The organism is Pelagicoccus enzymogenes, assembly GCF_014803405.1.
GTDB classification, from domain to species: Bacteria; Verrucomicrobiota; Verrucomicrobiia; order Opitutales; family Opitutaceae; genus Pelagicoccus; species Pelagicoccus enzymogenes.
Map to the genome: position 1 here is coordinate 234612 of NZ_JACYFG010000061.1, position 12058 is coordinate 246669.

22 protein-coding genes are annotated in these 12058 nt (G+C 55.0%); all 22 read right to left on the reverse strand.

The genetic code is table 11. The annotated features are described in order from the left end of the window. Window positions 1–2: 2 nt before the first annotated feature. The 22 genes from rplO to rpsG all read right to left on the reverse strand — a co-directional run bounded on the left by rplO (window position 3) and on the right by rpsG (window position 12057). The gene (gene rplO, locus IEN85_RS23775) at window positions 3–455 is read right to left on the reverse strand and encodes a 50S ribosomal protein L15 (RefSeq protein ID WP_191619615.1); all 453 of its coding nucleotides are present in this window, start codon (window positions 453–455) and stop codon (window positions 3–5) included. 27 nt (window positions 456–482) lie between these two features. Continuing rightward, window positions 483–1109, reverse strand: coding sequence for a 30S ribosomal protein S5 (gene rpsE / locus IEN85_RS23780; RefSeq protein ID WP_343222582.1), 627 nt, complete (start codon window positions 1107–1109; stop codon window positions 483–485). Between the two features lie 7 nt (window positions 1110–1116). Next, complete coding sequence (gene rplR, locus IEN85_RS23785; protein WP_191619616.1) at window positions 1117–1479, reverse strand: 50S ribosomal protein L18; 363 nt, start codon at window positions 1477–1479, stop codon at window positions 1117–1119. A gap of 48 nt (window positions 1480–1527) precedes the next feature. Next, the gene (gene rplF / locus IEN85_RS23790; RefSeq protein ID WP_191619617.1) at window positions 1528–2061 is read right to left on the reverse strand and encodes a 50S ribosomal protein L6; all 534 of its coding nucleotides are present in this window, start codon (window positions 2059–2061) and stop codon (window positions 1528–1530) included. 16 nt (window positions 2062–2077) lie between these two features. After that, window positions 2078–2473: a 30S ribosomal protein S8 gene (gene rpsH, locus IEN85_RS23795; RefSeq protein ID WP_191619618.1), complete on the reverse strand. Its 396-nt coding sequence runs from the start codon at window positions 2471–2473 to the stop codon at window positions 2078–2080. Between the two features lie 115 nt (window positions 2474–2588). Further along, the gene (rpsN, locus tag IEN85_RS23800) at window positions 2589–2894 is read right to left on the reverse strand and encodes a 30S ribosomal protein S14 (RefSeq protein ID WP_191619619.1); all 306 of its coding nucleotides are present in this window, start codon (window positions 2892–2894) and stop codon (window positions 2589–2591) included. Window positions 2895–2906: 12 nt separating this feature from the next. Next, the gene (rplE, locus tag IEN85_RS23805; RefSeq protein WP_191619620.1) at window positions 2907–3485 is read right to left on the reverse strand and encodes a 50S ribosomal protein L5; all 579 of its coding nucleotides are present in this window, start codon (window positions 3483–3485) and stop codon (window positions 2907–2909) included. A gap of 79 nt (window positions 3486–3564) precedes the next feature. Continuing rightward, a complete protein-coding gene (rplX, locus tag IEN85_RS23810) occupies window positions 3565–3816 on the reverse strand; it encodes a 50S ribosomal protein L24 (RefSeq protein WP_191619621.1) in 252 nt (83 codons plus the stop codon). A 1-nt stretch (window position 3817) separates the two neighbouring features. After that, window positions 3818–4183: a 50S ribosomal protein L14 gene (rplN, locus tag IEN85_RS23815; RefSeq protein ID WP_191619622.1), complete on the reverse strand. Its 366-nt coding sequence runs from the start codon at window positions 4181–4183 to the stop codon at window positions 3818–3820. Between the two features lie 21 nt (window positions 4184–4204). Beyond that, window positions 4205–4540, reverse strand: coding sequence for a 30S ribosomal protein S17 (rpsQ, locus tag IEN85_RS23820; RefSeq protein ID WP_191619623.1), 336 nt, complete (start codon window positions 4538–4540; stop codon window positions 4205–4207). 19 nt (window positions 4541–4559) lie between these two features. After that, a complete protein-coding gene (gene rpmC / locus IEN85_RS23825) occupies window positions 4560–4766 on the reverse strand; it encodes a 50S ribosomal protein L29 (RefSeq protein ID WP_191619624.1) in 207 nt (68 codons plus the stop codon). A 21-nt stretch (window positions 4767–4787) separates the two neighbouring features. Next, complete coding sequence (gene rplP, locus IEN85_RS23830; protein ID WP_191619625.1) at window positions 4788–5207, reverse strand: 50S ribosomal protein L16; 420 nt, start codon at window positions 5205–5207, stop codon at window positions 4788–4790. 19 nt (window positions 5208–5226) lie between these two features. Continuing rightward, the gene (gene rpsC, locus IEN85_RS23835; RefSeq protein WP_191619626.1) at window positions 5227–5850 is read right to left on the reverse strand and encodes a 30S ribosomal protein S3; all 624 of its coding nucleotides are present in this window, start codon (window positions 5848–5850) and stop codon (window positions 5227–5229) included. A gap of 14 nt (window positions 5851–5864) precedes the next feature. Beyond that, window positions 5865–6200 carry a 50S ribosomal protein L22 gene (gene rplV / locus IEN85_RS23840; protein WP_191619627.1) on the reverse strand — a complete coding sequence of 112 codons (336 nt, stop codon included), beginning with the start codon at window positions 6198–6200 and terminating at the stop codon, window positions 5865–5867. 19 nt (window positions 6201–6219) lie between these two features. Then, the gene (rpsS, locus tag IEN85_RS23845) at window positions 6220–6486 is read right to left on the reverse strand and encodes a 30S ribosomal protein S19 (RefSeq protein WP_191619628.1); all 267 of its coding nucleotides are present in this window, start codon (window positions 6484–6486) and stop codon (window positions 6220–6222) included. A gap of 17 nt (window positions 6487–6503) precedes the next feature. Further along, window positions 6504–7358 (reverse strand): 50S ribosomal protein L2, encoded by an 855-nt coding sequence (gene rplB / locus IEN85_RS23850; protein ID WP_191619629.1) that lies wholly within the window; start codon window positions 7356–7358, stop codon window positions 6504–6506. A gap of 20 nt (window positions 7359–7378) precedes the next feature. Continuing rightward, window positions 7379–7669, reverse strand: a complete 291-nt coding sequence (rplW, locus tag IEN85_RS23855; protein ID WP_191619630.1) for a 50S ribosomal protein L23 — start codon at window positions 7667–7669, stop codon at window positions 7379–7381. After that, window positions 7666–8301: a 50S ribosomal protein L4 gene (gene rplD / locus IEN85_RS23860; protein WP_191619631.1), complete on the reverse strand. Its 636-nt coding sequence runs from the start codon at window positions 8299–8301 to the stop codon at window positions 7666–7668. Before rplD ends, rplW begins: the two co-directional genes overlap by 4 nt. 17 nt (window positions 8302–8318) lie before the next feature. Next, the gene (gene rplC / locus IEN85_RS23865; RefSeq protein WP_191619632.1) at window positions 8319–8957 is read right to left on the reverse strand and encodes a 50S ribosomal protein L3; all 639 of its coding nucleotides are present in this window, start codon (window positions 8955–8957) and stop codon (window positions 8319–8321) included. Window positions 8958–9058: 101 nt separating this feature from the next. Beyond that, window positions 9059–9367 carry a 30S ribosomal protein S10 gene (gene rpsJ, locus IEN85_RS23870; protein ID WP_040898353.1) on the reverse strand — a complete coding sequence of 103 codons (309 nt, stop codon included), beginning with the start codon at window positions 9365–9367 and terminating at the stop codon, window positions 9059–9061. 30 nt (window positions 9368–9397) lie between these two features. Then, the gene (fusA, locus tag IEN85_RS23875) at window positions 9398–11539 is read right to left on the reverse strand and encodes an elongation factor G (RefSeq protein WP_224772913.1); all 2142 of its coding nucleotides are present in this window, start codon (window positions 11537–11539) and stop codon (window positions 9398–9400) included. 44 nt (window positions 11540–11583) lie between these two features. Further along, window positions 11584–12057: a 30S ribosomal protein S7 gene (gene rpsG, locus IEN85_RS23880; RefSeq protein ID WP_191619633.1), complete on the reverse strand. Its 474-nt coding sequence runs from the start codon at window positions 12055–12057 to the stop codon at window positions 11584–11586. Window position 12058 lies beyond the last annotated feature (1 nt).

Sequence of the window (12058 nt, forward strand, 5' to 3'; positions counted from 1 at the left end):
GATTAAGCTTCGGAAACGATGGCTTCGCCACCGGCCTTCTCGATCTTTTCCTTTGCGGAAGCGCTGAACTTAACAGCCTTGACCTTGAGTGCCTTGGTGATTTCGCCTTCGCCGAGGATCTTGAGCGGCTTGTCGTTCAAGCGAACGAGACCAGCTACCGCAAGAGCTTCGCGATCAACCTCGGTAACCGAGTCGTCGAGCTTAGAGAGCTCGCCTACGTTGACCGATTCGTAATCCGTGCGGAAGTTCTTGTTGTTGAACCCGCGGATCGGAAGCTTACGGAAGATTGGCATCTGGCCACCTTCGAAACCGATACGGATACCGCCGCCCGAACGAGCAGTCTGTCCCTTGCCGCCACGTCCACAGGTCTTGCCATGGCCGTTGCCTTCGCCGCAACCGACGCGCTTGCGACGGTGAGTGGCACCCTTAACGTTAGATAGATTATGAAGTCTCATTTTATGAAGTTCCTTCTTTGAATTAGATTAACCGCGGAGACGCTTATAGTCTTCGTAGGTCTTGAGCTTCTTGAGGCCATCGAGAGTCGCCAGCACGATAGCGTTCGGGTTGTTGGAACCGAGAGACTTTGTGAGAACGTTCTGCACGCCTGCCGCTTCGAGAACCGCACGAACACCGCCACCAGCAATGATACCGGTACCCGTGGTCGCTGGACGGAGAAGAACCTTGCCGCCATCGAACTCGCCGAGGACCTCGTGCGGGATGGTGTCACCCTTGAGCTTTACTGGCTCGAGGCTCTTGCGAGCTTGCTCAGTGCCCTTGCGGATAGCTTCAGGAACTTCGTTCGCCTTGCCGTAACCGATTCCGACTTGACCGGATTGGTCACCAGCGACGACGAGAGCGGAGAAGCTGAAGCGACGTCCACCCTTAACGACCTTGGCGCAACGGTTAATGAATACTACCTTTTCGGAGATTCCGTCGTCTTCGCGCTCTTCGCGTTGCCCACGAGGACCGCCGCGACCGCCACCTGGACCACGACCGCCTGGACCACGGTTGCCCCCTGGACCACGATTTCCGCCTGGACCGCCTGGGCCGCGGTTACCACCTGGACCAGAACGACCTGGCCCGCCTGTGTTTTGCTGTGAAGTCATCATAGGGCAATTAAAAATCTAGGCCGGCCTCGCGAGCGGCATCTGCGAATGTTTTGACGCAACCATGGTACTTGCGTCCGTTACGGTCGAACACGACCTTGCTGACACCCGCTTCCTTCGCCTTTTCGCCGAACAGCTTGCCGAGGGCAGCTGCGCCAGCGACATTGGCCTTGAGGCTTTGGGAGCGCACGTCCTTGCCGAGGCTGGAAACGAACGCGACGGTGGTTCCCGACTCGTCGTTGATCGCCTGCGCGTAAATGTGCTTGTTGCTGAGGTGGAGACTGAGGCGTGGGCGCTCGGAAGTGCCGATAACCTTCTTGCGGATACGCCAGCGACGTTTTTGCGCTAGGTCGTTTTTCTTCTGAATTTTCATCTGTTAACTCTTCTTTTGGAGTTTGCGGATCAAGTCCTAAGCCGAGGCTTAGACCGACTTGCCTTCCTTGCGGATTACATGCTCGCCAACAATGCGAACACCCTTGCCCTTGTAAGGTTCGATTGGAGCGAACTTCTTGATGGAAGCCGCTGCCTGACCGACCATGTGCTTGTCGATCCCGGAAACCTTAACCTTGGTGCCACCGTCGACCGTGATAGTAACGCCCGCAGGGATGTCATAGTTACAATCGTGCGAGTAACCGAGCTTGAGGTTGAGGACGTTGCCTTTGAGGTTCGCCTGGAAACCAACTCCGGAGATCTCGAGATCCTTGGAATAGCCTTCCACTACGCCCTGCACCATATTCGATATAATGGAGCGAGCTGTGCCGTACATGGCGTTGGCGAAACGTGTGCTTTCCGCGGGGCTGACCTTGATTTGGTCATCCTCTACCGCGATAGCTACCGCTGAGTTAAAAGTCTTTTCGAGCTTACCCTTGGGGCCTTCAACCTTAACGGTGGTGCCCTTGACGTCGATCTTGACGCCAGCTGGGATAGCGACTGGGAGTTTTCCGATTCTGCTCATTTCTGGTTTTCCTTTCTTACCAAACGTTGCAGATCAGTTCACCGCCAAGCTTTTGGCGACGCGCATCGCGATCCTTCATAACTCCCTTGGGAGTCGTGAGGATGCAAACGCCGAGTCCGTTGAGAACACGAGGAATCTCGTTGCTCTTAGCGTACAGGCGAAGACCTGGCTTGGAGACGCGGTCGATACCATTGATGGAGGCTTCCCCATCTACATACTTGAGAGTGACCACGATTGTCTTGTGGCCGTTCTCGTCGGTACCGTCCTTCACTTCGCTTACGAATCCTTCGTCGAGAAGAACCTTGGCGATAGCTGCCTTGAGTTTTGAGTGCGGCGCAGACGTCTCCGCCTTACCGGCACGGGAAGCGTTACGAATGCGCGTTAAGAAGTCGCTGATTGGATCAGTGTGCATACTTGTATTAGTGGTTTGAGGGCCGCGCGATATCCAAACTCACGGCCCGAGATGTAAATATTTGGAAAGGCGGACGATTTGATCGTGTGAAATCAAATCGTCAATGCCTATTCGCTTACCAAGAGGACTTAGTTACGCCCGGAATCTTACCTTGGAGAGCGAGCTCACGGAAAGTGAGTCGAGAAAGCCCGTAGCGGCGAATGAAAGCGCGAGGACGTCCAGTGACGTTGCAACGGTTCTTGATGCGGATGGGAGAAGAGTTGCGAGGCAGCTTGGTGAGCTTGTCACGGGCTGCGTAGAACTCTTCGTCGGAAACTTCTGGATCCTTCATGATTGCCTTGAGGGCAGCACGCTTTTCGGCGTACTGGGCAACCATGCGCATGCGCTTCTTGTTACGGGCGATAGCTGATTTCTTTGCCATATTCTAAATGTATTAAGCTGCTGTCGTTTCTTCCTTCTTCTCCTGCTTGCGGAAAGGCATTCCAAGAAGCGTGAGCAACTCCTTGCCTTCTTCGTTGGTCGCAGCGGAAGTAACGATGGTGAACTCGAGACCGGATTGGTACTTGAGCGTGTCGGTCGCGATTTCCGGGAAAATCGTGATATCGGTTACGCCGAGCGAGTAGTTGCCATTGCCGTCGAAGCGAGAGTGCACTCCGCGGAAGTCACGGATAGAAGGAAGACCTACCGCGAGAAGACGGTAAAGGAAGTCCCACATGCGGTTGCCACGGAGAGTAACCTTGCAGCCGATAGGCATACCTTCGCGGAGCTTGAAGTTCGCGATACTCTTGCGAGCGTAGGTACGAACGGCGGCCTGACCTGCGATAGCGCTGAGGTTCTTAACCGCCTCTTCAAGGACGGACTTGTCTGCAGAAGCATTGATACCCATGTTGAGCACGACCTTTTCGATCACTGGGATCTCCATGTCGTTCTTGTAACCCTGGGACTTCTTGAGGCCCGGTGCTACTACATCGATATAGTGTTGCTTGAGTGCTGGAGTTTCTTGAGAGCTCATTGGTTTTTGATGAATCCGGATTTCCGACCCGAATTTCTTGGTTCTCGATGCCGATTACGGCAGCTTGTGTTTTTGAATGTTACTTGGCGCGGCGAGCGTCGTACTTCTCCGCGGACATGAGGTTGGAAACGTGGATGGATCCTTCGCGTTCAACGATGGCGCCTTCCGGCTTCTCTTCGGACTTCTTCTCGTGACGCTTGATCATCATCAAGCCTTCGACGATTGCGCGGTCCTTCGCAGGGAGCAGCTGCAATACCTTGCCGCGCTTGCCCTTTTCCTTGCCGGCGAGTACTACGACTTCCTCGCCCTTCTTAATGTGTGCAGTAGCCATCTTAGAGTACCTCCGGTGCTAGTGATACGATCTTCATGAACTTCTTGCTACGAAGTTCGCGAGCGACTGGTCCGAAGATACGGGTGCCCTTCGGGTTGCCATTGTTGTCCAGGATAACGATAGCGTTGGAGTCGAAGCGAAGGTAGCTTCCGTCCTTGCGGCGGATAGGAGCCTTCGTACGGACGACCACAGCCTTGACGACCGATCCCTTCTTAACGGAAGAGTCGACGCTTGCTTCCTTGATGTTCACGACGATTACGTCGCCTACATCGGCAGTCTTCTTGTTTTGTCCGAGACGACGGATCATGCAGGCGCGCTTGGCTCCTGTGTTGTCCGCGATCTGGAGAGATGAACGTAATTGAATCATGTTTGGCTAGTCTCCCCTACTTTATGCTTCTGTGCCGGACTCCGCTGCGTGGGCTTCCTGTTCCGCTTCAACTTCAGCAAGAGTCTTCTTGCCGAGCATTGGAGCGCGCTCCGTTACCTTGACGAGGCGCCAGCGCTTGAGGCGGCTGAGTGGACGAGTTTCCATGATCTCAACCTTGTCGCCGAGGCGCGCGGTGTTTTCCTCGTCGTGTACGTGAACGACGGTCTTGCGGTTGATTACCTTGCGGTAGCGAGGGTGAGCCTTCTTGTAGCTGTAGGTCACCTTGATGGACTTGTCGCCCATAATGGAGGTGACAACGCCCTGAAGGTCTTTTCTCTTGTTACGTGAATTTTCCATTGCCGGATGAATCTAAGGGTTAGGCAGACTGCTTCTCAGCAGCGATCTTCTCGTTACGGATAGTTTCCATACGAGCGATGCTCTTGCGAGCAGCAGTGATCTCGTGGGTCTTTTCCACTTGGCCAGTTTGCTTCTTGAGACGCAGGTCGAGCAGTTTCTCGCGAGTCTCGCGGATCTTCTTTTCGATCTCTGCAACGGAAAGTTCCTGAATGTCTTTTGTCTTCATTATAATGGTTTCCTTTCCGGTTTAGTCGCGATCGCGCTCGATGAAACGCGTCTTGAACGGGATCTTCGCGTCAGCGAGGGACATTGCCTGACGAGCAACGGCGATTGGTACGCCGGCAAGCTCGAAGAGGATGAGACCTGGCTTGATCGCAGCGACGTAGTGGTCGACTGGTCCCTTACCCTTACCCATACGAGTTTCGAGTGGCTTCTTGGTGATTGGCTTGTGCGGGAAAACTCGGATCCAGAGCTTACCCTTACGCTTCATGTGACGAGTGATCGCAACACGGGAAGCTTCGATCTGACGGCCGGTGAAATGACCGCGCTCGAGCGCCTGGATAGCGAAGTCGCCAAATGCGATTGTGTCGCCGCCCTTCGCGTTTCCGCGGAGGCGACCCTTCATTACCTTACGGTACTTTGTGCGAGATGGTGTGAGTGGAGGCATGGCTTGTTACCCTTTCGGCTTAGTCTTCCTTGTTGAATACCCAGCACTTGATCCCGATGATGCCGTAAACGGTGCGGGCTTCAGCAGTGCCGTAGTCGATTTCTTCGCGGAGCGTGTGGAGAGGCACGGAACCCTGACGCTGCACTTCCGTACGAGCGATGTCCGCGCCGCCGAGACGACCACCTACTTGAATCTTGATACCGTTCGCCCCCAAAGACATGGCCATCTGGACGGCCTTCTTCATGGCACGACGGAAAGCGATACGACGCTCGAGCTGGAGAGCAACGTTCTCGGCTACGAGCGTTGCGTCGAGCTCAGGCTTCTTGACTTCCTGGATGTCGAGGAGGATTTCCTTGCCGGTTGCCTTGGCGAGCTCGTCCTTGATCTTCTCGATTTCCTGACCCTTGCGACCAATAACGATGCCTGGGCGAGCGGTGAAGATCTTAACGCGGACGCGGGCAGAGGCACGCTCGATGAAGATGCGTGGCACGCTCGCGAACTTGAGCTTTTCCATGAGCTTCTCACGGATGATGTAGTCCTCGTGAAGCGTGTCCGCAAAATCGTTTTTGCGAGCGAACCAGCGAGACTGCCAGTTACGGTTTACTGCGAGGCGAAATCCGATCGGATGTGTTTTTTGACCCATTTTGCGTAATTCCTTTAGGCGTTATCAGACAGTACGATGCGGATGTGAGACATACGCTTCTTGCGCTTGGCAACCCCACCGCGAGCTGCGGCCTTGAAGCGCTTTAGCGCGGGGCCTTGCTCAACCGTGGCGAGCTCAACGGTGAGCGAGTCACCAGAAAGGTCGTGGTTGTTTTCAGCGTTAGCGATTGCCGACTGCAGTGTCTTGGAGAGAAGAAGTGCCGACTTGCGGGGAATGAACTTGAGCAACTCGAGAGCTGCGTTGGCGTTCTTGCCGCGAATCGCGCGAGCGACCTCGATCACCTTCTTAGGCGACATCCGAGCGTATTTTGTGCGTGCTTGTACTTGCATTGCTTTGTTACTCCTCGCGTTACTTCTTACCGCCACCGTGAGCCTTGAAGGTGCGAGTCTGCGAGAACTCGCCCAACTTGTGGCCAACCATGTTTTCGGTCACGTGGACAGGGATGAATGCCTTGCCGTTGTGTACGTTGATGTTAAGACCGACGAAGTCGGGAGTGATGGTGGAGCGGCGGGACCAGGTCTGGATCGGCTTGCGATCGTTGCTGGCTTGAGCTTCCTTCACCTTCTTCTCGATGCTGGGGTCTACGAAAAATCCTTTTTTTACTGAACGAGCCATTTTTTCTATTTCCTCGCTTACTTGTTCTTCATTTTCCGTCCGTTACGGCGGACGAGGATGAGGCTGTTGCTCTCCTTGGACTTGCGACGGGTTGGGAAGCCCTTCGCCAACTGACCCCATGGGGACACGAGCATCTGGCGACCGCCACCACCCTTGGACTTCGCTTCACCACCACCGTTGGGGTGATCGACCGGGTTCATTACAACACCACGGACGCGTGGGCGCTTGCCGAGCCAACGGCTACGACCGGCCTTGCCGACGACTACGTTCTTCTTTTCCGCGTTGCTGACGAAACCAACGGTCGCCAAGCACTTCTTGGAAACAAGACGGATTTCGCCGCTAGGCATCTTGATTTGCGCGGAGTCGCCATCGAGACCGATCAACTCGACTGCATTGCCAGCAGCGCGAGCGATCTGGGCGCCCTTGCCTGGCAAGAGCTCTACCGCGTGCAGCTTGGTGCTGGGCGGGATGAACTCGAGCGGCATAGCGTTGCCAGCGTTGAACTCGATTTGCTTCTGGGAAGACAGAACCGTGTCGCCAGCCTTAACGCCTGCAGGAGCAATGATGTAGCGCTTTTCGCCGTCTGCGTAAGCAACCAGAGCGATGTATGCGGAGCGGTTCGGATCGTACTCGATCGCTTGAACCTTCGCAGGGATATCGAACTTGTTACGCTTGAAGTCGATGATGCGGTAGAGCTGCTTGTGACCACCGCCGCGACGACGCATGGTGATGCGACCGTAGCAGTTGCGACCGGCTTGCTTGCTCTTAGAAGACGTGAGGGACTTCTCCGGACGCTTGTTCGCAACTTCCTTAACTTGGAGTTGAGCGAAACGCTGCGTCGGCGTGACTGGATTGAAACTCTTAATAGACATTTTCTAGTAGTCTCCTTCGTTTAGGCAGTGAAATCGATAGCGTCACCCTGCTTGAGAGTAACGATCGCCTTCTTGAATCCAGAACCCATGCTGGATTTGCCGGTCTTGCGGTTGCGACTTGGCTTGCCGATCTGGTTGATGACGTTCACGCGAGCTACGGTGACATCGAATGTCTTTTCAATGGCTGCCTTGATGCTGCCCTTGGTAGCTGACTTGAATACCTGGAAGGTGTACTGGCCCATTTCGGAGGACTGTACGTTGCTCTTCTCGGTCATGTGAACGGATTTGATGATCTTGTCTGGCTGAATCATTTCGAGCCTCCTTTCGCGCGCTCGACGAGAACTTCGAGGCCTGCACGTGTTACGATGATTGTCTTGAACTGGCAGAGGTCAGTCACGCTTACGAGCGGAGCCTCTTCTAGGTCGACACCGGCCAAGTTGCGCAGAGCGAGAACAGCTGTCTCGCTGAGTTCCTTGTCGATGACGAGAACCTTGCCGCTAGGAGCGATGCCGCGTACGAGGGCTTCGCCGACCTTAGTCTTGGCAGGTGCGATGTCGAGGGCGTCAACAACTACGATAGACTCGTCGTTGATACGGTCGAACAATGCGCGACCGAATGCGAGGGTCTTAACCTTCTTGTTGATCTTCTTCGAGTAGTCGCGTGGACGAGGGCCGAACACGACGCCACCGCCAACCCAGATCGGGGAGCGATTGGAACCGGCGCGAGCGCGGCCAGTACCCTTTTGGCGCCATGGCTTCTTGCCACCGCCGCGAACTTCGCCGCGAGTCTTCGAATTGGCGCTGCCTTGGCGAGCATTGGCCGCCTGAGCTACGACTACTTCCTTAACAGCCTGTACGCCCTTGTCACCTTCGAAGACGGGGAGTCCGTCTACTTCAGTTTCGCCGTTGGCGCTGCCGTCGTTCTTGAAAAGCTTAAGTTTCATGGTCGATCAGTCCTTTCCTAGTTCTTGGCCTTGATCGAGGAACGGATCATCACGGTGTCGCCATTCGCGCCCGGGATGCCACCCTTAACCAGGATTAGGTTCTTCTCGGCGTCGATGCTGACGATCTCGAGATTTTGAATTGTGCGCTGCTTGGCGCCCATGTGACCTGGCATCTTCTGGTTCTTGAAGACGTGTCCTGGCCATTGGCACAGACCGATCGAACCGATGCGGCGGTGGAACATGGAACCGTGGGAAGCAGGACCACCCTTGGTATTGAAACGCTTCATTACACCAGCGAATCCCTTACCCTTGGTCTTGCCGATGATGTCGACCTTCTTGCCGACCTCGAACTTAGACACGTCGAGCACGTCGCCAGGAGCAGCGTCGATAGCCTCAGGGCTACGCACTTCCTTAATCACGCGTGGAGCGTGAGCGACGCCAGCCTTCTTTGCGTGGCCGAGAGCAGCCTTGCTGGCGTTCTTGTCCTTCTTGGAGTCGAAACCGATCTGGATCGCATTGTATCCGTCGGACTCAACCGTCTTTACTTGCAGCACTGGGCAAGGACCTGCCTGCAGTACGGTGACAGGAACAACTTCGTTGTCGCTGCCATAAACCTGGGTCATTCCCAGCTTTTTGCCTAATAGCGTATAGTTCATAGTTCTAAGAGGTAGGTGAAGGCGGATGCCTTCGTTTTTATTAGACCCACATTAGCGAACGGCGGAATTGCCGATCGAAAGTCTGTATTGTTGGTATCTGCTTATACGTTGATGCTGATATCCACGCCGGAAGGCAGGTTCAGCTTCTTGAGCTCATCGACGGTTTGAGCAGTTGGCTCGATGATGTCGAGCAAACGCTTGTGCGTACGGATCTCGAACTGCTCCATGGACTTCTTGTCCACGTGCGGAGAACGGTTAACGGATATCTTCTCGATACGAGTCGGAAGGGGTACAGGCCCGGAAACACGTGCTCCGGAACGCTTAGCTGTATCCACGATTTCTGACGCGGACTGATCGATTACTCGATAGTCGAAACCTTGAAGTCTGATGCGGATTTTTTGTCCTGTCATGATTGTTCGGTAGAAAAGTTACGGTGGCGTTTACCAACCTTGATTGAGGATTTCGTCGAGTTGCTTTTGGGCAACCACTTCGTAGTTTGACCACTCCATCGTGTAGCTGGCACGGCCTTTGGAAAGAGAACGAACGTCGGTCGCGTAACCAAACATGGTCTTAAGCGGAACGCTTGCGTAAATATAGGCAAGATCACCTTTGGTATCCAAATTTTGGATCTGACCACGGCGGCGGTTGAGATCTCCGACTACGTCACCTTGGAATTCGTTCGGAGTCACGACTTCGACCTTCATCACCGGCTCAAGTAGAACCGGAGCGGCCTGCTTCATCGCTTCCTTCAAAGCGAAGATGCCCGCCATCTTGAAAGAGGTCTCGGACGAGTCGACTTCGTGAAAGGATCCATCAACCAAGCGCACCTTGATATCGATAACCGGATAGCTCGCCACAACGCCATTAAGGGTCGCTTCGCGGATGCCGTCCATAGTAGGCTTGATATACTCTTTGGGAATCACGCCCCCGACAGTTTCGTCGACGATCTCAATCCCCTTCCCTAGCTCCTGAGGCTCGATTTCGATAACAGCGTGGCCGTACTGCCCCTTGCCTCCGGTCTGGCGGATGAACTTACCTTCGCCGCGAGCTGGCTTCGTAATGGTTTCGCGATAGGCGATCTGTGGCTCGCCGGAACGAGCGCTTACCTTGAACTCGCGGAACAAGCGGTCGCGGATGATCTCGAGATGAAGCTCGCCCATTCCAGAGATGATGGTCTGACCGGTTTCGGGATTGGAGCTAACCTTGAAAGTAGGATCTTCCTCAGTGAGTCGCGCCAAGCCAGCTGCCAATTTGTCCTGGTCAGCAGAAGTCTTCGGCTCGATGGTCATGGAAATGACCGGCTCCGGGAAAACGGGCGGGATGAGCGAGACATCGTAGCCCTTCGGAACAAGCGTGTCGCCAGTAGCCACATTCTTGATACCTACTAGAGCGCAGATATCGCCAGAGCGTACCAATTCCAAATCTTCGCGGCTGTCCGCCTTCATTTGAAGGATACGGCTGACGCGCTCGCCCTTGCCGGTGCGAGCGTTGAAAAGCATATCGCCCTTCTTGATCGTGCCCGAGTAGACGCGTACGAAAACAAGCTTACCCACATACGGGTCGCTCCAGAGCTTGAACGCGAGTGCGGCGGACTTTCCGGAGTCGTCCGCCTCTATCTCAACCGAGGACTCGTCGCTGGCGTGAGCCTTGGTAGGCGGCAGATCCAGCGGGCTTGGGAGATAGTTTACGACGGCGTCGAGAACGCTCTGCACGCCCTTGTTCTTGAATGCGGATCCAGGGATTACGCCGACGAACTTGAGAGCAATAGTCGCTTTGCGGATTGCGAGGATGAGCTGGCTGGCGGAAATATCTTCTCCGCTCAAATAAGCCTCTGCGAGCTCATCGTCGAAATCAGCAACCGCTTCGATCAGGGACTCACGCAGGCGAGCGGCTTCGTCCGCGACCTCTGCCGGGATGGCGGTCTCGATGGTGTTGACGCCCATCGAATCCGACTCGTCGAACAAGAAGGCCTTGTTCTGCACGAGATCCACCAGCCCCTTGAAGTCCTCTTCGGCACCGATGTTGAGGAACAGCGGGTGAGCGTTCGCCCCCAACTTGTTGCGCATGTCTTCGACGGCAGCCTGAAAGTCGGCTCCAACGCGATCCATCTTGTTGATGAACGCGACGCGCGGTACGTTGTACTTGTCGGCTTGGCGCCAAACGGTCTCGGACTGAGGCTGAACGCCTGCCACCGCACAGAAAACCGCAACCGCTCCGTCGAGCACGCGAAGCGAACGCTCCACTTCCGCGGTAAAGTCAACGTGCCCAGGAGTGTCGATGATATTGACCAAATGGTCAATGCCCTCGAAAGGACCAACGCGAGCCTTCCAATTGCAAGAGATCGCAGCGGAGGTGATCGTTATACCACGTTCGCGCTCTTGCTCCATGAAGTCCGTGACAGCATTCCCGTCATGGACTTCGCCAACCTTGTGAACTACGCCTGTATAATAAAGGATGCGTTCAGTCGTCGTCGTCTTCCCTGCGTCAATATGGGCAGCAATGCCGATATTACGCGTCCACTCCATCGGCACCGGTCTGTCGGCGCCGTTTCGTGGCGAATGAGCTGTGAGGGAAACTGACATTGAGAAAGAACAAAACAGGCAAAGCTGCGGGGGTTGGCGTGAGATTACCAACGAAGGTGGGCGAAAGCGCGATTGGACTGCGCCATCTTGTGGGTATCTTCCTTTTTCTTAACCACCGAACCGGTGTTGTTGTAAGCGTCAACGATCTCAGAAGCGAGTGCTTCCTTCATCGGCAGACCGCGGCGATTCGCAGCAGCAGTCACGATCCAACGAAACGCGAGCGACTCTTGGCGATCGTAGGAAATCTCGACTGGCACCTGATAAGTAGCGCCACCAACGCGACGGCTCTTCACCTCGAGGCGCGGACGAGCGTTTTCGAGTGCCCCGAGAAGCAGATCGATGGGATCTCCCTTGCCGAGCTTTTCAGCAACCTTCTCGAAGGCGGAATAGACGATTCGCTCAGCGACAGTCTTCTTTCCGTCACGCATGACGGTATTGACGAGGCGACCTACGAGTACGCTGCCGTAGCGGGCGTCTGGCTTAGCTGGTCTTTTAGTAGCTCTTCTGCGACGTGACATG

Coding starts and splice junctions, on each gene's coding strand:
- rplO (WP_191619615.1), bottom strand. CDS start 455: ATGAGACTTCATAATCTATCTAACGTTAAGGGTGCCACTCACCGTCGC.
- rpsE (WP_343222582.1), bottom strand. CDS start 1,109: ATGATGACTTCACAGCAAAACACAGGCGGGCCAGGTCGTTCTGGTCCA.
- rplR (WP_191619616.1), bottom strand. CDS start 1,479: ATGAAAATTCAGAAGAAAAACGACCTAGCGCAAAAACGTCGCTGGCGT.
- rplF (WP_191619617.1), bottom strand. CDS start 2,061: ATGAGCAGAATCGGAAAACTCCCAGTCGCTATCCCAGCTGGCGTCAAG.
- rpsH (WP_191619618.1), bottom strand. CDS start 2,473: ATGCACACTGATCCAATCAGCGACTTCTTAACGCGCATTCGTAACGCT.
- rpsN (WP_191619619.1), bottom strand. CDS start 2,894: ATGGCAAAGAAATCAGCTATCGCCCGTAACAAGAAGCGCATGCGCATG.
- rplE (WP_191619620.1), bottom strand. CDS start 3,485: ATGAGCTCTCAAGAAACTCCAGCACTCAAGCAACACTATATCGATGTA.
- rplX (WP_191619621.1), bottom strand. CDS start 3,816: ATGGCTACTGCACACATTAAGAAGGGCGAGGAAGTCGTAGTACTCGCC.
- rplN (WP_191619622.1), bottom strand. CDS start 4,183: ATGATTCAATTACGTTCATCTCTCCAGATCGCGGACAACACAGGAGCC.
- rpsQ (WP_191619623.1), bottom strand. CDS start 4,540: ATGGAAAATTCACGTAACAAGAGAAAAGACCTTCAGGGCGTTGTCACC.
- rpmC (WP_191619624.1), bottom strand. CDS start 4,766: ATGAAGACAAAAGACATTCAGGAACTTTCCGTTGCAGAGATCGAAAAG.
- rplP (WP_191619625.1), bottom strand. CDS start 5,207: ATGCCTCCACTCACACCATCTCGCACAAAGTACCGTAAGGTAATGAAG.
- rpsC (WP_191619626.1), bottom strand. CDS start 5,850: ATGGGTCAAAAAACACATCCGATCGGATTTCGCCTCGCAGTAAACCGT.
- rplV (WP_191619627.1), bottom strand. CDS start 6,200: ATGCAAGTACAAGCACGCACAAAATACGCTCGGATGTCGCCTAAGAAG.
- rpsS (WP_191619628.1), bottom strand. CDS start 6,486: ATGGCTCGTTCAGTAAAAAAAGGATTTTTCGTAGACCCCAGCATCGAG.
- rplB (WP_191619629.1), bottom strand. CDS start 7,358: ATGTCTATTAAGAGTTTCAATCCAGTCACGCCGACGCAGCGTTTCGCT.
- rplW (WP_191619630.1), bottom strand. CDS start 7,669: ATGATTCAGCCAGACAAGATCATCAAATCCGTTCACATGACCGAGAAG.
- rplD (WP_191619631.1), bottom strand. CDS start 8,301: ATGAAACTTAAGCTTTTCAAGAACGACGGCAGCGCCAACGGCGAAACT.
- rplC (WP_191619632.1), bottom strand. CDS start 8,957: ATGAACTATACGCTATTAGGCAAAAAGCTGGGAATGACCCAGGTTTAT.
- rpsJ (WP_040898353.1), bottom strand. CDS start 9,367: ATGACAGGACAAAAAATCCGCATCAGACTTCAAGGTTTCGACTATCGA.
- fusA (WP_224772913.1), bottom strand. CDS start 11,539: ATGTCAGTTTCCCTCACAGCTCATTCGCCACGAAACGGCGCCGACAGA.
- rpsG (WP_191619633.1), bottom strand. CDS start 12,057: ATGTCACGTCGCAGAAGAGCTACTAAAAGACCAGCTAAGCCAGACGCC.